Annotated in this window: 15 protein-coding genes; 9 read left to right on the plus strand and 6 right to left on the minus strand. The window is 45.2% G+C overall.

The features are described from left to right. The 7 genes from BGK61_RS12770 to BGK61_RS12795 form a co-directional block, all read left to right on the plus strand. Positions 1-229, plus strand: a 229-nt coding sequence (locus BGK61_RS12770; RefSeq protein WP_459166507.1) for an EF-Tu C-terminal domain-related protein, incomplete at its 5' end; no start/stop codon positions are given. A 390-nt stretch (positions 230-619) separates the two neighbouring features. Beyond that, a complete protein-coding gene (locus tag BGK61_RS12775; protein ID WP_076010843.1) occupies positions 620-1972 on the plus strand; it encodes an alkaline phosphatase PhoX in 1353 nt (450 codons plus the stop codon). Between the two features lie 250 nt (positions 1973-2222). Beyond that, positions 2223-2399 carry a hypothetical protein gene (locus tag BGK61_RS19530; protein ID WP_155279885.1) on the plus strand — a complete coding sequence of 59 codons (177 nt, stop codon included), beginning with the start codon at positions 2223-2225 and terminating at the stop codon, positions 2397-2399. After that, positions 2396-4012 carry a catalase gene (locus BGK61_RS12780; protein ID WP_083648648.1) on the plus strand — a complete coding sequence of 539 codons (1617 nt, stop codon included), beginning with the start codon at positions 2396-2398 and terminating at the stop codon, positions 4010-4012. Before BGK61_RS19530 ends, BGK61_RS12780 begins: the two co-directional genes overlap by 4 nt. 150 nt (positions 4013-4162) lie before the next feature. Next, on the plus strand, positions 4163-4780 hold the full coding sequence (locus BGK61_RS12785; protein WP_076010844.1) for an ankyrin repeat domain-containing protein: 618 nt from the start codon (positions 4163-4165) through the stop codon (positions 4778-4780). Between the two features lie 108 nt (positions 4781-4888). Beyond that, positions 4889-5431, plus strand: a complete 543-nt coding sequence (locus tag BGK61_RS12790; protein ID WP_076010845.1) for a hypothetical protein — start codon at positions 4889-4891, stop codon at positions 5429-5431. Positions 5432-5654: 223 nt separating this feature from the next. Then, complete coding sequence (locus tag BGK61_RS12795; RefSeq protein WP_014999668.1) at positions 5655-8102, plus strand: S8 family serine peptidase; 2448 nt, start codon at positions 5655-5657, stop codon at positions 8100-8102. Between the two features lie 405 nt (positions 8103-8507). Here BGK61_RS12795 and BGK61_RS12800 read toward each other — a convergent pair whose 3' ends face one another. The 6 genes from BGK61_RS12800 to BGK61_RS12825 all read right to left on the minus strand — a co-directional run bounded on the left by BGK61_RS12800 (position 8508) and on the right by BGK61_RS12825 (position 17487). After that, positions 8508-9137 (minus strand): response regulator, encoded by a 630-nt coding sequence (locus BGK61_RS12800; protein WP_014977493.1) that lies wholly within the window; start codon positions 9135-9137, stop codon positions 8508-8510. Then, complete coding sequence (locus BGK61_RS12805; protein WP_076010846.1) at positions 9134-9823, minus strand: sensor histidine kinase; 690 nt, start codon at positions 9821-9823, stop codon at positions 9134-9136. Before BGK61_RS12805 ends, BGK61_RS12800 begins: the two co-directional genes overlap by 4 nt. After that, positions 9816-12974, minus strand: a complete 3159-nt coding sequence (locus BGK61_RS12810; protein ID WP_076010847.1) for a serine/threonine-protein kinase — start codon at positions 12972-12974, stop codon at positions 9816-9818. The genes BGK61_RS12805 and BGK61_RS12810 overlap by 8 nt, the downstream gene beginning before the upstream one ends. Before the next feature lie 121 nt (positions 12975-13095). Then, positions 13096-13926, minus strand: a complete 831-nt coding sequence (locus BGK61_RS12815) for a GAF domain-containing protein (protein WP_076010848.1) — start codon at positions 13924-13926, stop codon at positions 13096-13098. A 145-nt stretch (positions 13927-14071) separates the two neighbouring features. Then, positions 14072-14917, minus strand: a complete 846-nt coding sequence (locus BGK61_RS12820; RefSeq protein WP_076010849.1) for a DUF6689 family protein — start codon at positions 14915-14917, stop codon at positions 14072-14074. Positions 14918-15009: 92 nt separating this feature from the next. Continuing rightward, entirely contained in the window at positions 15010-17487 is a 2478-nt protein-coding gene (locus BGK61_RS12825; protein WP_076010850.1) for a S8 family peptidase, read from the minus strand. A 394-nt stretch (positions 17488-17881) separates the two neighbouring features. On the opposite strand from BGK61_RS12825, the gene BGK61_RS12830 reads away from it, so the two are divergent. Both BGK61_RS12830 and BGK61_RS12835 read left to right on the plus strand, forming a co-directional pair. After that, positions 17882-18940 (plus strand): chemotaxis protein, encoded by a 1059-nt coding sequence (locus BGK61_RS12830; RefSeq protein ID WP_076010851.1) that lies wholly within the window; start codon positions 17882-17884, stop codon positions 18938-18940. 67 nt (positions 18941-19007) lie between these two features. Next, positions 19008-20060 (plus strand): aldo/keto reductase, encoded by a 1053-nt coding sequence (locus BGK61_RS12835; RefSeq protein WP_076010852.1) that lies wholly within the window; start codon positions 19008-19010, stop codon positions 20058-20060. Positions 20061-20087 lie beyond the last annotated feature (27 nt).

A 20087-nucleotide genomic window follows, 5' to 3' on the forward strand; every position in this document is an offset into this window, starting at 1 on the left:
TCATACTCCATTCTTCAAAGGCTACCGTCCACAGTTCTACTTCCGTACAACTGACGTAACTGGTGCTGTAGAGCTTCCAGAAGGCGTAGAAATGGTAATGCCTGGTGACAACCTTAAATTCAAAGTTGAGCTAATTGCTCCGATCGCGATGGAAGAAGGTCTTCGTTTCGCAATCCGTGAAGGTGGTCGTACAGTAGGTGCTGGTGTTGTATCTAAGATCCTAGACTAATCTAGACTTAGCAACACAAGGTACAAAAAAGCGCACTTAGGTGCGCTTTTTTTATGCCTGTGATTTGGAATTTCGGGAGTGAAGCCCCATCAAAAACACGCCGTAAAGCCATCCATGCAGCAGAGAGTTCTAGATTGAATAAGCGCCACCCCTTTGGAATATATAAAGCTTGGTGAGAGGGTAGTAACACGCCGCGAGCCCATCCCCGCTTTTATGTAAGAGTTCCTGAATCGCACCATGCGTTGTCGGATTTCAAAAGGTACAGCATTCATTCCCTTCTATCGGCATAAGATAAGCACGCAGAGAAGAAGTGGAAATTTCATGCCTTTGTTGTTATACAGTAACAATTAATGGCTATTATGCCCGGCTTTATTGTTTAACGAGATTTTCATGATTACACGACGCCAGTTTTTAGTAGGCTCTTTAGCATTTGGTGGCCTGGCTAGCAGTGCTTTCGGTAAGAAGTTAGATTTGGCGTCTATGCCGATTAGTGAAGGCTATGGCGCATTAGTCGCCGACCCTCAAAAGCTGCTCGATTTACCTAAAGGCTTTAGTTACAAGATTATATCTAGTCTTGGAAATAGGATGTCTGACGGTATGCATGTGCCTGACCGAGCAGACGGCATGGGTTGTCTACCCATAGACGGTACCAGCGAAAAAGTGGCACTCATACGCAACCACGAATTGCACCCGAAGCATTTAGGCGCTCAGCCACAGTCTATTCAAAAGCATACAAGTGAGCTGGCCTATGATAACTACCACAACGGGGTTGCTTTGCCGGGCGGCACCACAACTATGGTGTACAACCTTACCACGCAAACGGTAGAGCGAGAGTTCATTAGCCTTGCTGGAACGGTAAGAAACTGTTCTGGCGGCGTTACGCCTTGGGGCACGTGGCTAACGTGTGAAGAATCGGTAGACCGTCCTCACGGCCCGAACGGTGACGTGGTAAACAAAGATCACGGCTATATCTTTGAAGTACCTGCTAATGCTAATTCATTGATAGAAGCTAAGCCCCTTAAAGCAATGGGGCGTTTTAACCATGAAGCGGCTTGTGTTGACCCCAAAACCGGTGTTGTCTACCTTACCGAAGATCAGGGTGACAGCTTGCTGTATCGCTTTGTACCTAACGAGTACGGTAACTTGGCTGCTGGCGGCCAATTAGAAGCTCTAGTAGTCAAAGACAGGCCTCAGTTTGATACCCGTAACTGGACTTCCCCAACGATGCCGGTAGCAACTTGGTTTGACATTGAGTGGGTAGCATTAGACAACCCGGAAAGTCCGAACGATGACTTACGGGCTAGAGGGTACAAGAAAGGTGCGGCCTTATTTGCTCGCGGTGAAGGTATACACTGGGGTGAAGACGAGCTTTATTTTTGCTGTACAAATGGCGGCCAAAAGCAGCTCGGTCAAGTAATGAAACTTGTTCCTTCTGCTGATGGAAAACAAGACAAACTTCAGCTGTTTTTAGAAAGTGAAGACAAGAACTTGTATAACTTTGGCGATAACCTAACGGTGTGTCCAAACGGGCATTTGTTGGTGTGTGAAGATCAATATACTGACATTGTTGATAACCATTTGCGCGGCATTACGCCTAGTGGAGAAGTGTATAACTTTGCCAAACTCCATGAGCAAACTGAACTTGCCGGAGCCTGCTTCTCACCCGATGGTAAAACGCTTTTTGTAAACATATACTCACCAACGAAAACTTTGGCAATTACCGGCCCTTGGCTAGAAGCTTAATTTTCTTGTAATCGGTGCAGCGTTGTAATTAATACGCTGCGCCAACATACACCTTCCTAGGCAGTAAAGTTTTTTCCAACCCAGTTATTTCGCTTTCCCATTTAAAGTTACGGTTTCCACTCATTCATAAAATATTACGATTAGCTAGCATCTTTACAATCGCAATATTCAATTAATTGAATCATATAATCCCGTTTTAATAGTTTTACTCAATTAATGATAATGCTCTCAACTTAACAAGGAGAGCCAAATGAGCGCACTATTAAAAAAGCTAACAACGGCGAATAGCCACCGTGTTTCCTCCACAACTAATCAACCCATTCGAACGCAATGCAATTACGCTGATAACTATTATGGCGACCAAGTTTGCGTAGAAGTCAAAGCCCCTAAACCTCGTACCAACCTTCATGTGGGAGTACAGCTGTGAGAGCCTCAATAAAATCAACGTTAACTAAGTTTGTCCTAGGCGGCGTAGCTGCCAGTATGCTTACCTTAGGCGTAAGCGCCGATACACTAACCCGTCAAAATGGTGCCCCCGTAGGCGATAATCAAAACTCGCAAACAGCAGGCCCATGGGGACCGGTTTTACTACAAGATTCGCACCTTATTGAAAAGCTAGCGGCATTTGACCGCGAGCGTATTCCTGAGCGCGTTGTTCACGCACGTGGCACCGGCGTTTATGGGTATTATGAAAACCTAGTCGACCTTTCAGATGAAACATTGGCTGCGCCGTTCCAATCAGCGGGTAAAAAGACCGACGTTTTTGTTCGTTTTTCGTCTGTAGTACATGGCCATTTGTCGCCCGAGACATTGCGTGACCCTCGCGGGTTTGCGGTGAAGTTTTACACCGAACAAGGTAACTGGGATCTAGTGGGTAATAACTTTCCGGTTTTCTTTATTCGTGATGCAATCAAGTTCCCTGATATGGTTCACGCATTTAAACCATCGCCGGTAACAAACAAGCAAGACGCCAAACGCATTTTTGACTTCTTTTCTCACGTACCAGAGTCAACGCATACACTAACTATGCTTTTCTCTGACTACGGGACACCGGCAAGCTATCTAAATATGGATGGTTCAGGTGTTCACGCTTTCAAATTTGTTGATGACGAAGGTAACTATAAGTACGTGAAGTTTACTTGGAAGTCTAATCAGCCAATTAAGAACTTCACCAATGAAGAAGCGATGAAAGTGCAGGGAATGGATATGCAGCCGCATACAACCGACATTTACACGCGAATTGGTGAAAAAGGTGAAACAGCGTCTTGGGATCTTTATTTACAAGAGCTAGAGCCTGAGCAACTGGATGATTTTGAGTTTAACCCACTTGATACCACTAAGATTTGGCCTGAATCGCTAGTTCCGGCTAAAAAGATTGGTCGCCTAGTGCTTAACCGTGTTCCAGATAACTTCTTTGAAGAAACTGAACAAGCGGCATTTGCTCCGAGCAATTTAATTCCTGGTATCGAGCCGTCAGAAGACAGAATGCTTCAAGGTCGCTTGTTCTCGTATGCTGATACACAGCGCTATCGCCTAGGTGTTAACGCGTACCGCATTCCGGTTAATACGCCTAAAAATGCGGTTATCAATAACCACGAGCAACATGGTCAGCTACGCACAACGAGTACTAACCGCGATGTAAACTACCAGCCAAGCCGTCGTCTTGATCTTAACGAAGACCCAGCATTTCGTTATTCAAGCAAGCCGCTTGCAGGTATGACGCAACAAATTCCGTTCTACAAAGAACAGAACTTCAAGCAAGCGGGTGAGTTTTTCAGAAACCTAACTAAAGAAGGTCAGAAAAACCTAATTAGTAACTTAGGCGGTGCATTGGCATCGGTGCCTGAAGAAGAAATTCGCGTCATTATCAGTGCCTATATGTACAACGCTGATAAGGACTATGGTGCAGGTGTAGCAAAATTAGCGAAAGCACCAATGTCTAAAGTTCGTCAAACGGCGAAAGACTTAATGGAACAGCAAGCTGCACGCGCTGCAAAAGCGAAGCAAGTTGCTGAAAGCCTAACCGCACTAATGCAATAAGCTAAGTAGCAATAGGGTTGGGAGTTACATCATAGTGTTGAGTAACTCCTATTTATCTCAAACCACTTTTCTATAACAATCTTTCTGTAACAGCTTTGCTGAAAACAGTTTAGTAGTAACCAAATTTAGATTTACCAGTAAGGGGGCACAATGTCTTTTTTAAAGCAAACACTTACGGCAGCACTGTTCGTCGTTGCCACCTTCACCAGTTTCTATACTAGTGCCGCAACCGACGCAACCACTCAAGATAATACTCAACAAAGTGCAACTAGGCCTAATATGGAGACCTTGAAAGCACGCTATTTTGATGCAGCGCGGGAAGGTGATAGCGCCATGCTGAGTGCGTTTTATCAAGCCGGTCTAGATGTTAATGTGGCCGATGAAAAAGGCTACACCGCACTTATTCTTGCCGCGTACCATGGGCATACCGACACCGTGAACTTTCTTATCAGCGAAGCTAATGCCAACCCATGTCAAGAAGACAACCGCGGAAACACCGCACTTATGGGGGCCATATTTAAAGGTCACGTCAGTGTAGCTAAGCAACTGGTTTTTGCCGATTGCGATATAGATGAAGAAAACGAGCAAGGCCAAACGGCGTTGATGTTCGCAAGCCTTTTCGATAGACAAGAAATTATCAATACGCTTATCGATCAAGGGGCTAACCCAGCTCACATGGATAAAGCTGGTAATTCGGTAGCGGATATCGCTCTTTCGCAGGGTAATTACGAACTAGCAAAAGTACTACGCGAACAAAACGCTAATTAAACCACGTCATATTAGATAGCATTGAATACAACTAGGGGGAACTCCCTATTTGTATTCAATGCATTAAGTTCAATACTAAGCCCATAAGAATTTAGAAGTGGGTTTACTATGAAGTCATTAATTGCCGCTGTGTTCGTTCTGTTTTCTGCGCCTTCTTTCGCCGGCGTAATCACCTATGATTTCACTCGATTAGTGTTAGGTGACGAAGCTGACCAAACCAGTTTAATTGGGCAAATCACTTTTGATGAAAACGAAACCCAATTCGATATGAGCACGTGGTTATCATTTTTCTTTCAGCTAGAGTTCAATGGTACGACTTATAATATTTTAGAAGACGATATTGATGAGTTTGCGATAGTTGATTTAGAAAATGGTGTGTTTGGTGATGAAAGCGGTGAAGGTTTTCAACTATTTATTGAAGACTCAAGCGTTCCATACGAATTCACTATTAGTTCAGGTTTAGCCGGGCTAGGATCATCAGACTCGTGCGTGTTTTTTGAAAATGGCGACCGCTGCGCAGGTGGCTTGTTTCAACTTGTTAAAACTGTCGAGTCTACAAATGGTTCAACACAAGTGAGCGAACCTGCTTCTTTTGCCACTGCGATGCTAATTTTGTTCGCGTTTACTTCAATGAGAAAGCGCAAACAGTAATCCTTTTTTAGCTAATGTGTTTCTGGTACCTCGTTCGTTCCCTCCAACATATCTATGTTTCTCGATAGTTGGTGTTTTCAGCCCTCCTTTTGTGAGGGCTTTTTTCTTTTTAAGTTTCTGCTTTTTCAACGCTTTTATAAATTACACCGAATAGGGGGAACTCCCCATAGTTTTGCTTCTTTGGTTGTTAAATACTCAAGGGGTACTCAAAGAGAGGTGTATTATGAAGTTCCTTAATAACAAAACAGTATTATCAGTAGCTATTGCTTGTGCCCTACCAGCGAGCATGGTGAATGCAAAAACTTTCGATAAAACATTGGCCGATGCGCTTGCTGCTTCGCCACTAGAACTACAACAAGTTATTGTTACATTTGAAGGTAAGGGACCTGCCACAACAGAACAAATTACAGCACTTGAATCGTTAGGCATCACGGGTGGTGTTAGCCTTCGCAACGTGCCTATTGTTGGTGTGCTAGCTAACAAAGAACAAGTTGAAGCACTTTATCAGCGCGATGACGTGGTTTCTGTATGGAACAACGATCCGCTTGAACTAGAAAATCATGAATCAACTCAAATTACAGGTGTTCAGGCGCTGCGAGCTGACCGTGATATTCGTATTAACGGAATGCCAGTGTCAGGAAAAGGCATCGGCGTGGTTGTTAACGATTCAGGTGTTGACGGCACTCATGGTGATTTAGCATTCCCTGATCACGTAGTTCAAAACGTCCTAGCGCAAGTTAATCTAAACAGCTACAGCGGCATTTTACCGATTACTTATCAAGAAAACGTATCTAACACCGACATTCTAGGCGGTCACGGAACGCACGTGGCAGGCACGGTAGGCGGTAACGGCGCTAAGAGCGGTGGTTTGCATGCAGGTGTAGCGCCGGGTGCAGATATCATTGGTTATGGCTCGGGCGCAGGTCTATTCATTTTAGATACTATCGGTGGATTCGACTACGCGTTAACGCACCAGTTCGATTACAACATCCGTGTTATCTCAAACTCGTTTGGTAACACTGGCGATGTGGGTACAGAGTTTAACCCAGATGACCCAACAAACGTTGTGACTAAAGCATTAGCTGATAACGGTATTATCACTGTGTTCTCGGCAGGTAACTCAGGTCCAGGTGAGTCGACAATTACCGGTAACTTTAAAAAGGCACCTTGGGTAATTACGGTAGCTGCGGGTAACAAGCAGGGCGAGCTGGCTGATTTTAGTTCACGCGGTGTCGACGGGAAAGGCGGACAAGCGGTTGTCGATGGAGAAGTGTTTACATGGGAAGACCGTCCTACCGTAACCGCGCCAGGTGTAGACGTTATTTCTGCTCGTGCATCACTGTCTAGCTTAGGCGGTTTAAGCGCTGCTGACGACGCTGAAATGATTGAGCCACAACACCTACCGTTTTATACCGTATCTAGCGGTACATCAATGGCTGCGCCGCACGTGTCAGGTATTGTTGCGCTAATGCTAGAAGCCAATCCAAACCTTCAGTGGGAAGATGTAAAACGTATTCTTCAGGAAACTGCAACACCAATGGCAGGCATGGACGAGTGGGAAGTGGGTGCAGGTTACGTGAACGCTTATGCTGCGGTAACTGCTGTGCTGGAAGGCGAGGAAGTATTTGGCGATACCGTGAAGCAAAATCGTGAATTTAATGCGTTTGCGAATGTAGCAGAAGGCGATAGCTTTACGCTACCTACAACCTACCTTCCTGTTGGTGAGTCTCCGGTAGAAGAATTCGAAGTAACAGCAGATGTGTCAATGGTTGTTGCTAGCGCATCAATTGAAACGGCTACGGCGTTTGTACTGGAAGATCCTGCAGGCAATCGTTACGGCTCTGGCATTGGCCTACCTGTTTTAGGTTCTTCTGTAGGCACAGCTGCTCCGGGTATGCCGGGCACATGGAAGCTATACAGCCGTGGTATTGGTAGTATTAGCGGTGTATCAGTAGACCCTCTTGGCGTAACAAACGGTGTGGGTGTACCTGGAACCAACGATGTAAATATTCGCTTACTGGTAACCTCAGGCTATACAGGTATTGATGATGCACAAGGCCATCCGGCTAAACCGTTCATCGAATACGTAGTTGCAAATGAGCTAATGGACGCAAAAGAAAGTGGGTTTGCGCCAGATGCGCCGCTAACACGTATAGAACTTGCTGATACGTTAGCCCTCAGTGCCAACCTTCGTCAAACCAACGACGGTAATACAGTTAACTACACCGATGTGGGTGCAGAGAGCGCTGCAGCGGTAAACTCTGCCACGGCGACAGGTGCAGTGTTGGGAGATTTAGAAATGAATACGCAACCGGTTATGCAGGCAAATGGAGATTTCTTTGGAAGTAATATGCAGGTAAGCAAAGAAGAAATGGCGTACTCAATGGTTCAAGCTCTAGGTCTTGAAGATGCAGCACAAAGCTTTGATTCAGAGAAGGTTATCGCTATCGTCTTAGGCGAAGCGGTAGAAGTTGAAGATACCGATGCGATTGCACCAGAATATCGTGGTTATGTTCAACAGGCATTAGCTGCTGGCTTAATGCAGGTGGAAGTGAAAGTAGAGCAAGGTCCATTTGACCTACAGCCTACGCTTAAAGCCTTCTTTAACCCACAAGATGGCGTGTCACGAGGCGAAGCTGCGTTTATCTTAACGCAATACGCAGAACTTTAGTCCTTTGAGGCGAGGGCCGGTTGTAACATTCAAAACACGCGGTAAACCCATCCATGGGCGCTCCACAGCAGCATCCCTGCTGCTGAGGGTTTTGAATGCCACAACCGGCCCTCGCACACTTTTTAGAGAGGGGGGGCTGAAGCAAGGCCCCTCTTTTTAGTTTTAATGTAAAAAAGTCCAATGGAGCAGTGTTCAATTTAATGGAGCTCACTTGTGGAGAATCCTCTGCAGCAAGTGTACTGCTACGGATTTTGAATGCCACAACCAGCCCTCGCGCAATTTTTAGAGAGGGGTAGCTGAAGCAAGGCCCTCTTTTTTGTTTAGGGCGTTAAATGCTGTAATCACTATTCGCTGAGAATGCAAAAAGTGAAAAGGAAAGAGTTCTACGCTGGCAATAAAGACCAACTACTCTAGTAAGCCTGCTTTTCCTGCCATTCTGATAAGTTCTGCAGAACTGCTTAAATTAAGTTTTTTATAAATATTGCTACGATGATTTTCTGCAGTTTTAAGGCTCATATCTAAGAGTTCAGCAATCTTCTTACTGGTGTTGCCTGCGGCAACTAAGAAAAAGACTTCTCGCTCTCTTCTAGTTAATACGCTCAGCGGCGATACGTGCTTTTGACATTGATCGCTAGATGACTGGGTTAGTTCATCGGGAAAACAGGTTTTGTTTGCGGCAACTTTCTTGATGGCTTCAACCAGACTTTCGCCGGAGGATTCTTTTAATATATAACCTTTTGCGCCTGCGTCACGCATGGCTTCAATGTATTCCACTTCGTTATGCATAGACAGCACAAGAATTTTTGCGTCGCTGCGCTGGGACAAAATTTTATCAATAGCCACTAGCCCGCTCATTCGTGGCATAGAGATATCCATCAAAATAACATCTGGTGAGAGCTTTAACACGGCAGCGATCAGTGCGACACCGTCGTCGCATTCTCCCACGACGCTAATATCAGGGTTGGCATTAAGCATTTGAGATACGCCCTGACGCATAAGTACATGGTCATCGGCTAGCACTACACGAATTGTCATACGGGTACCGTTACTGTTGTTCTGGTGCCTTGCCCCACTGCAGAGTCTATTTCTAGCGTCGCGTTAAACGCTTCAGCTCTATCGCGAATACTTGAAAGACCAATGCCGGGCTCTATGGCTTTACTATCAAACCCTACACCATTATCGAGAATATCCAAACGAATTACGTGATGGTGATAAGAAATCGATAAGGTAAGGTTAGTAGCCTCACTGTGTTTTATAGCATTAACCAGCGTTTCTTGCGCAATTCTAAATAATAAAATACTTATATCTTTTGGAAGGTCAGAGGGTATGGTTATATCCGTGTGGTACTCAATAACTTCCCCACTAAGCAAGTTTCGACATAGCCAGTTAAGTGCGGGTTTAAGACCTAAGTCATCAAGAATAGTGGGGCTCATTAACCGTGACAGTTGCCTAACGTCATTTAGCGCCATTTCAGCAATGCCGTGTAGTGCTTCTAGCTCAGGTGATGAGGTAGATAAAGCCTGTAGTCTTCTGGTTAGGCCTGTAAGTAACTGGCCGATACCATCGTGTAACTCCCTGGAAAGCTTCGCTTTTTCTGATTCTTGTTGGGCCCACAGTCGTTTAGCAAGCTGTTGTAATACCTCTTGGTCGGCATCTAAACGCGCTTGAAGGGTTGCCTGCAACGCTTTAATGTTCTCTATCTCGGTGGCCAAGTCAGTCAAAATAGGCGTTCCTGTAGTCTCCAACTTGTTCTTCAGGTAATTGTGACAACCACTGTGTGGTCAATTTCTCAACGGTATCTTCTTTACCCGGAATGGCACGATAGTAAAGGTGATTGCGCCAGTAGGTGGGGTAGAGCGCTAATTTTTGTTTTAGTTTTTCAATAGACTCTTCATCACCCAGCGACGCTCTCACGTATAGCCACTGCAGGTAAGGTTGATAGTAGGTAGGCTTAATAAGCGAACTTAGCTTTTCCATAGCACTACTATTTTCACTTAAAGAAAGTCGCTGCTGCATGTCGAGCAGAATTTTAATTTCGGTTATCACTGGTACGTTGCTGTTATCGACGAGCGTATTGTAAATTTCGTCGCGCTCGTTATTCAGTGTGCCTAGATGGTGCTTCAATCCTAATGTTAACCATTGATAAACCGCAAATTGCTCGTGACGCTCTTGACTAATAGTTGGGGTTACCGTTTCAAGGCTGTTTTCCAAGCAGGACCAATTTGCAGTAAGTAAGCAGATCTCTCCTTGCCATAGCAGCACTTCGGTTTGCGCTCTTGCGTCTTCAGAAGCTTGGGCTAAGCGCCTTGCATCAGCAGCGTGCTGAGTGGCTTCGGCTAAGTTTCCATTTGCAAAGTTTAAGTAGCTAAACAGCAGGTGGTTATATAGCTTTTCTTGGTTGTGCTGTGCCCCGAGTCTTTGCTCAACTGTTGTTAAATAATTTGTGGCAGTGTTCTTATCACCTTTCACCAGGCTTAGCTGAGCAAGATTTTGATGGGTTCGAAGCAAGTGAGATTCGTCACCGTTTCTTTCAAATAACATCTTTGCCTGTTGCCAGTAAATCTCTGCTAGTGAGATATCACCAATGAGGAAGTGCATGTAAGCCACGTTACTCATGCTTTGTGGCTGAAGTACTTTGTCATCGGTTTGCACACGAATATCAAGGCCGCGTTTATAGTAATCCAACGCTCTCGCAAACTGTCCGCGCTCTTCAAACATAAAGCCCAATGTATCGTTAACATGGGCTTCTTGGGCAAGATCACCTAAATCATGCAGTAGTTTTACCGCCTCTTCTAACGACGCTTCGGCGGTGGCGTAGTCCCCAGTAAGCGAGGTGGCAATCGCGAGGTTGGCTAATGTTTTGGCTCGCTGAGAGGGCTGCGTTTTTGCATCACGCAGGGCTAATGCATCTTTAAAGTAGCGAGCAGCTGACATATTGTCTGCTGTGCGAAGATACGCAATGCCAAACGCATTCAATACTAAGCTTTCCCCTTCGCTATCTTTCGCCTGCCGGAAAGATACCAAAGCGCGCGTTAACGATTCGCTGGTGGCGGTGTCTATATCACCATTAATAATTTGCAAACGGGCCAGTTCGAACCACAGTTGGCCATTATTAGGTCGAAGTGCTAATGCGGCTTTGTAGTCGGCCATTGCTTTGGCATCTTCGCCTGCCCACTGATAGATGTCTGCGCGCAGCGATAGCAAGTCAGGTCTATTAGGAAACTGTGAGACAAGCGCATCTATCGATTGCTGAGCAAGCGACAAATCTTCGTTTAATTCGGCTCTTAACAGTTCGCCTTGTAAACGCCAATATATTGCCAAGTCAGGGAGTTGGAACAGGGTATCTAGTGCCTGTCTTGCACCGTCGTAATCTCCTGTATTCATTGTATTTCGAGCTTTTGCTACCCACCCTCCAGGATAATCCGGTGTGGTGGCTATTATGGCGTCAACGGTGTCATTACTGTTTAACGCTTCTCCCTTTTGCCAAGCGGTGTCAAGCGCATCGAGATACCGTAAATCAGGCAGAGGTTGGGGGGATTGAGTTTCGATGGCGTCAAACAGCGACTGAATCAGCTTATTGGCAAACACGCTCAAATCATCGGAAAGGGTGTTTGCATCTACATTGTGCGACACAGTAAAAATAAGTGTATTGGCTGGCATGCTGAGCACACTCGCGTGAAGCAGATAGCCCGTGCTACTGGTTGGCGTAGCATCAAGCAATAAAACGCTGTCGGCCATAATTGTTGCGGCCAAGTCTACCCTGTCGTTATCACGCTCAAACGGTGACAGCGCCAAGTTGGACACCAGAGCTTGAGTTTGTGATTGGTCATCTAAAACAATATGAGGATGCGTAGATAGAGGATAGCGAAGCAGCGTGTTGATGGTATCTAAAAGTGGGTATTGCGGATCATTTAATAGTAAAAGTTGAACAGGGGAATCAGAGGCCAATTTAGGCTTCTCTTTTTGATACCAAGAGTAAGAGAAAATACTGGCGCTCACCACTAATACAAGTAGCGCAACTGCCGAAAAGGTAACAAAGGTGGTGTAAGACACGTTTGCACTGCTGTTGTCACCTATAGAACTAATGCTAAGCGCCTGCTCTAAGGGGAGTCTTTTGGCTGGTAAATGGTGTGTTAACTGCTTAATGCATGCTTTGCGCTTTTTTACCCACAGGTAATGGGAAAAGCCAATCCCCTCTTTTTGCACGCAGCCTAGCATGTCTTCTAACACCTTGCCTAAGCTGTAAGTGTCAGAGTGCTCGGTTGCTTTTCCCGTTTGGATAACCTCCGGGGCAGTGTAGCGCTGGTGGCCACTCGTCTGCGCGCCAGACGCCGCACTTTGTCCAATACCAAAGTCGATAAGTTTAATGTCAGCGTTGTGATCAAGAAGAATATTATCTGGCTTTATATCACCATGCTTTATGCCTATCGATTTACATGCTAACAGGGCCTCAATAAGTTGTTGCTGCCACTTGTCATAATTCGCTTTGCTGATAGGTTGTTGAAGGCGCGTATAAAGGGGCTCACCTTCAATAAATGCCATCGTAAAAAAGGCGGTATCTCCGTCAGAGAAAACATCGTGAACGCGGATGATATTGGGATGCTGTAGTTGCCTGGCAATGTTGACTTCATTGCGGATAGTTTGCATTTTTACCGGGTCGCTGGCACCACCCTCAATAACTTTTAGTGCTACCTTTACATCTAGTAGCTCATCAAGGGCACTGTAAACGGCAGCTTGGGCACCTGAACCCAGTCGTTCAAGAATACGAAAACGGTTAGCTAACCGTGAATTTGGCGTAACAGAAGCCCCTAAAGCTAACGCTTCAGTTTTAAGAGAATTGTTTTGCGACGAGAATACATCTGGCCTGTTCAAAGCCTTCTCCACACTTCACTAATTACTGCGTTGGTGCAAACTACATAAATATTACACCACGCAAGTCTGCTTACCTATGAGGTACAATATGGCGACAGACTTAAGAGTTATTGTTTTTATTCTAGCTTATAAGTGAAAGTTTATGCTCTATTGTGTGGAATAACAAACGCATCGAAATCATATTTGCTAAAGAGGTGGCAAATTCTATGTCCGTTTGGGTGAAGTAACGGCGTCCCAGTGTTGAGTCTGCGTACAAAACGCCAACAGGTTTTTCTTCAATACAGACGGGCACGCAGATGGCTGCCTGAATGCCGTGATTAATTATACTATGTTGCTTATTCAGCGAATCGTCGCAAACAATATTGCCGATTGCGCGAACTGCATTTGCTTGCATACACTGATTAATAATAGTGCGACTGCCGGTAAAATCGTCACCTTGCATCCAGCTTTCATAGCCCACACCAAGTTGATAATTATTGATTTTATCAAACAGAATAAGTGATGCTCGCTCACAACCTAACGACTGAATTAAACACTCTCTGGCCAAGTTAATAAGTGCTGTGCTGCTATTACAACGTTGAAGCTGCGTTTGATATTGCTTTAGCTGTTGTTTTCTCCACTCCCGTTGGCTATCAAGTTTAACAACATTGTTAAGTTCGACAGGGGTGAACTCGCAGGGTACGGGGCCAAGTTGAAGAACGTGAGGCTTGTCTAGCGTCAGGTGTTTTATTTGGACGCCCGCACTAAAACAGCCTGTAGAGCTCATATCATTTAGTTGCCATACGCGATCGTTGTCTGCGGCTCGTAGTACAATATGAGAACGAGAAACTTGCGGGTGTGAAATAACAATATCTGCACTTTCAGAACGGCCAACTTGATATTCTCGCCCTTCAAAAAGCAAGTGCTCACTTACGCTTCCGTTGTTTTCAGTAAAAGCAATTTGTAGCGGCATGGCAAATTCCTCGTCACGTCACTGGCATTGACAACGGTCATTCATACTCCCGATATAGGACTATTCTTTTCGCCGTTTTACCCGTGACGCTAAACTCTAGCTCACCTGAATTTGTTTAAATCCAGCATTTGTGCACATGCGTGATTTATAATGTTCTCAAGCTAAAGCGTAATGTTTGAAGCTGAGTAAGAAGTAGTCCTTTCACATTAACCACATCTCCGCTTGAACGCCATACGTCCGCGATTTCGCTTCCAGACGCATTGTCGATAAGCGATATCAGGCTATCTACAGCAACTAGTGCCGCATCATCATCGTTTACCGCTAACGCTGACTGAATGTCGTTAACACCACTGTCTATTGCTGCTTCTAAAAGCGCTGCAATTTTGTCACGGTTGTCGTTGACGATAGTGTTAAGTTTCGACACTTTGTCGTTGATGACGGTAGTAGACGGGCGATTGTCTAGTAATATGATGAAGTCAGAAAATTGCCCCGTGCTACCACGAGCGCGGAAACTACCCGAAGAAGTTAACGCTGTTATATCTTCGAACGTATCGCCTTCATGGGATGTAAATAAACGCCATGGAATAGTAGGCGTATAGTGAATAGCTTTGGTGTAAAGCTCAACCATTGCTAAGCCTTCAAACCCAAATCCTGCGTCTGCTTTCGGAGAAATAGATACAAGAACCGGGAAACCCGAGACTGCGCTGGTTAATGCAGAGGGGAGGCGATTTGTAATGGTTAAATCTGTTGGATCAAGTAGCTCAGCAGTAATATCGATATTGTTAGCATTAAGGCCAATACTGTTTTCGAACTCAACGGTTAAGTCCACTTCAATTAAACTAGTGAGCGTAAGCTTCGCCTGAATCTTATTGTCATCGACAGTGAGGGTTGCGGGCGTTACTACCTGCGCTTGCGCAGTAGAAAACAGAAGTAGAGCAGTGGTGGCAACAACAGTGGTAAGTTGTCTGAATTTCATCGCAGTAAACATCATAGGATGACCTCTTCCAGTATTGGTTAAAATTTAACCTAAAATGGTGCCATTATCAATTATTATAATGGCACCATTTTCAGTGGTTTGCGATTTTATTCGAAGTACTGCGTAAAGAAGCGTGATGCCAGTACTGCGTAATGTGCTCTGGTTATCGCTGTATCAGGCGCAAAACTCGCGGTAATGGTTGGCGTCAAGCTAAATGGGCTTTGCTCTACACCAAACTCAGCGTTGATCAATGACAGGGTAAGCGCAAGTTGCACATAACCTTTCATATCAGCAGGGATACTGTCTTGATCTTCCAGCACAATTTGCTCACCGTTATAGTCAACGACGATGTCGGCGTTAGGGTCAAAACTAAGTGCGGCTTCTTCCAAACCAAGCATCTGTACCAGTGAGTAAGCGATATCTAGCTTAGTAACACTTGCGAACGGGTCAGCACTACCATTTTCACTGCGAAGTACAGGAGCCTGTGTACGAAGCTTATCTTTTAGCGCGCCACCTTTAACCATTACTGACTCGATAAACGCTTTGTCAAAACCAGGCACTGAACCAACATTAGGACGTTCTTCGTTTAGCAGGTCACGGTATTGTCTTACTGCTCCACCCATTACGGCGTAGCGAGCAAAGTCTTTGCGCTTTAGGCGTGCATCTGGTGAGAAGCCGCGACTATTAATGGCGTCCATAAGGCGTTCACTCACGGCAAACTCAATGGCGTTTTGCTGAGGGTGGCCTACTACGTCATCCATTCCCTCGAACCCACCACTGTTCTCAAACGATACCGTTACGTTGAAAGTTTCAGGTAGACCCGGGCCATTAGTCAAACCTAATGGGTCGGCTTCAATACCAGAAAGTGAAGTTAGCCCGTAAACATAAATGCCCCACGTGCCAGGCATGGCCGGCGCAGCAACGCGCATGGTTGTGGTAAGTACAGGCGTTGTAAGGTTACCGCGATACTCGGTACCATCAGGTGCCACCAATACTAATTTGGTCAGGTTCGCAAATGTGTCGGCCGATGCTTTAACAAGTACTTCATCTGTGCCCACCTCAAAAGGAATCACTTCAGGCTCACCAACGGGTGAATAAAAGATATCGAAGTTTTCCACACGATCGCTGGTTGTGACTAGTGCATTTGCCTTGAAGCTCTTGCCATCAAGGTTATTAACCGTAACCTTATGATCCATATCTTCAAGCAATGCTGCGGCAACTGCAGAACGCGCGTTTACATAACCTGCACCCACCTCCCAGCGCTCATAGCCAGGCATGTTAGTGGCTGTCTCTTGAAGTAGGCGCTTAATGGTTGCGTTATCAAGGTTTGGATTTGCTTCTAGCATCAAAGCGATAATGCCAGAAACGTGAGGCGTAGCCATAGAGGTGCCAGAAATCATCGTGTAGAAGGGAAGATTCTGCGGTTCAATTGCATCGACATCCGCATCACCGCCATTTGCAGCAGCGTTAAGTACAGCGCGAGTAGAAATAATGTCGACACCAGGTGCAACAATTGATACTTCGTTATTATACGTCCATTGCGTACCATCCGGCATGGTAAAATCACCAGACTCGCCCTTTAGGCCACGAGATGAAAAGCCAGCCAATTTTCCAAACTTGTCACCTGCGCCTACTGAAATTCCCCAAGGAATTTGAGCGTATGGGTTGTGTGAGTCTTCACCCGGGCCACTATTACCAGCCGCGAAAACACTTATCATTCCCATTGTATGCGCTTTGTAACTTGCTAACGATACAGGGCCGAGTGGTTCATATTTACCGCTAGAACCCCAAGAGTTGCTGATAACCTTAATAGGGTTATCGAAGGTATATTGCTTACTTATAGCGTAATCAAAGCCGCCTATAGTATCTAGAAGCAAAACTGCAGCACCCGAACCATAACCGATGATGTCAGCATCTGGCGCTGCGCCGCGGTGTTTGCCATCAGACATTGCACCACTACCCGCGATAGTTCCGGTTACGTGCGTACCGTGCCCTGAATTTAGATCTGTATTTACCTGATTCGATAGTGTTGGGCCTGTTACGCCAACAATGGAAAGCGCCCCTGGGTTCAATATTGCTTGAACGTTATCAACCACGGTGTCACCAAAGAAATGGTCTTGGTGAGAAGCATCAATACCTGAGTCTATAACTAAAACAGTTGAGCCTTTACCAGTAAATTCAACGTTGTTTCGCGACGCAAATCCCTCGCCCTGCAAATCTGCTACACCGGTAAGTTCGCGCGCATCTGCGTTATATAGCTTCATCTCACGGTTAGCGAAAACCGAGCGTACACCGTCGAATTGGGCGATAGTCTCAATTTGCGCCTTGGTTGCCACCACACCAATAATAGGAAGGTTTTTGAATTGAATACCTTCTGTAATGCCCAAGTTCAACAGCTGAGTAATTTGTGACTCGGCAAGTGGCGACATTTGATCATACGTAACAACAGCCATCAGCGATTCGGTAGGGGATAGCGATACAAGTTTTTCAGCCATTTGTGAACCGATATAAGCATCGGCAAGCGTGTAGGCTGAAGGGCTTGCAAGCATAGCTGCAGCTAACGTAGATAGGGCGAACTTCTTCATATTCTTCTCCAAATTCTTGAGGCTGCGCTTTTTCATTGATGCTGAAGACAAATGTTTAACTGGCTTTGTCGTTAGCATTTTCGAACGCGTTTTTATTGTCAGGGCGCATGGTATTAGCGCCTTTGGCTGAGCTAAAACACGGCGTTTGTCGATTTACGTCATCGCAGCAAAGTACGCCTTAATAGTGGCCGTTTGAATTTTGTTCGAACATAGGGGTTTCACCCTAATTGTGCGATTTTTTTTTAATATTTAAACGTACAAAATTGCTACAAAGGTTTAATAAAAAATGTTGGGTTTAGCACCTATAGTAGTGATGTATGTTGGCGAAATTTAAACACTTATTAGCTTTTGTTTATGTTTTCTTCGATCAGTTTTCTCCCAAGAGGAGTTCGTCATGAAGTTTGATTCAATTAAGTCTCGATTGGTCTTAATGACCCTTATATGTGTGATTGGAATGGGCATGCTGGTGGTAAGTCAGCATTACTTCACGCAGCGTCTGATTGGCTTAAATCAGCAGCGCGATGCGTTACTTAGAATGGGACAAGATTTGCTTCAAATGAGAAGACACGAAAAGGATTTTTTACTTCGCCACGACACAGATTACTTTGATAAATTTCTTCAACAGTCTTATTCGTTCAAGGGACGATTGACTACGCTTGTACCTATGTTTAACGAATATCGCCTACCTGTTGCGGATGTAGAAAGTCTGTCTGCTTCGATGGAAGCCTACAGAGGAGTATTTCAACAGGTTGTGTCACTTCAAGAGCGCATTGGACTTACCCAAAGTGATGGACTTAGAGGACGTATATCTGAGCTAGAAAAAACGCTTAATGAAGGGCCGCTTTCTCAATCTCCACAAGCAAGAGAATTATTAACGAATATCCAGCTTGCCACGCGAAATTACCAAATAACGCATGAAGGCTACTATGCCAAGCTGATGAATGAAATGAGTGAGCGCTTGGTCTCTGATTACCGCAATAACACGGGGTATGGTGAGTTTGTAGTTCAATATAGAGAAGCACTTCTACAGTTAGTGGATGCGTTTACAACCTTTGGCGTTACTCACAACGAAGGCCTTCGTGGCGATTTCAGACAAAGTGCCCATAACGTTGAGACTCAGCTAAAAGGCGTTGATACCGCTCTGCAACCGATGATTGAACAACAAGAAGGCCAAGTGCGTATTTACAGCTTAAGTATTGCCGCGCTAACTTCTGTCGTGTTAATTCTGGTATTGATCAAGAGTTTTGCGACTTTTCACCGTGCATTTGTTAACTTTCTTACTTTCTTTTATCGTTGCAAGCGTCAGTATCAAATGATTGATACGCGAAAGTTAGGGTTTGCAGAGTTAAAGTCACTCGCAGAGTTGGCGAATGAGATGGTCGAGTCTAAAAGAGATATTGAGGCGCGACTAGCCAGTGTAGAAGCCGAGTTGGCCACTAAGAAAGCCTCATAATTACAGAAGGGCACTTTTATTTCTTAAGCGGTCGACTCATTATTGCATGAACAAGGTATAAGCAAAGATGAAGTTTAACCGCTTAGGAAACAGCGATTTACAAGTGTCGGACGTGTGCTTGGGCACAATGACATGGGGCATTCAAAACACCCAACAAGATGCGGACGAACAAATAGCATTTGCTCTTGATAAGGGCGTGAATTTTATCGATACCGCCGAAATGTATCCGGTTCCCCCAAATGTTGATACCTATGGCGACACAGAGCGCATTATTGGTAATTGGATTTCACGTAATGAGTCAAAGCGTTCAGATATTATCTTAATGACAAAGATTGCCGGCAGCGGATTGAAGTATATTCGTAACGCTGGGCCTATTACATCCGGTGCAATTGCTAACGCGCTTACTTACTCGTTAGAGCGTTTGAAAACTGATTATATCGACGTTTACCAACTGCACTGGCCGAACAGAGTAACCCCTCACTTTGGCAAACACTGGCCAGATGGTGCTGATCCAACGAAAACCAACAGAGAAAAAGAGCTTGATGGAATGCGCGATATTCTTATAGGTATTAAACGCGCATTAGACGAAGGAAAAATTAGGCATTGGGGTTTATCAGACGATACACCTTGGGGAATTCACGCTTTCCTTATGCTTTGCAAAGAGCTGGATATGCCGCTTCCTGTTTCTATTCAAAACGAATTCAGCTTACTTCATGCGAAAGACTGGCCTTATTTAATTGAAATGTGTGAGCTAGAGAATATTGCTTACTTACCATGGTCTCCACTGGCAACCGGCATGTTAAGTGGTAAATATCAGGGTGGCGCAAGACCAGAAGGAAGTCGTTGGACCCTAGCGCAGCGCATGGGACTATTTAGAGACAAAGCGCCAGCGCAGGCGGCTACCGCTGAGTATATGAAAATCGCTGAAAAAGCGGGAATTACACCCTCACAACTTGCGTTAGCGTGGTGTAAGCAAGTGCCAGGTGTTACCTCCACAATTATTGGGGCTACAACCCTGCCTCAACTTGAAGAGAATATCGACGCATTTGATATTTCCCTTTCAAGCGAAACGTTAGACGACATTCACAACGTGCTAAGGCAGTATCCCCTAGGCTTTTAAACGCGCTTATATCCTCGTTGAACGCAC

It is taken from the genome of Alteromonas abrolhosensis (genome assembly GCF_001953635.1).
GTDB classification, from domain to species: domain Bacteria; phylum Pseudomonadota; class Gammaproteobacteria; order Enterobacterales; family Alteromonadaceae; genus Alteromonas; species Alteromonas abrolhosensis.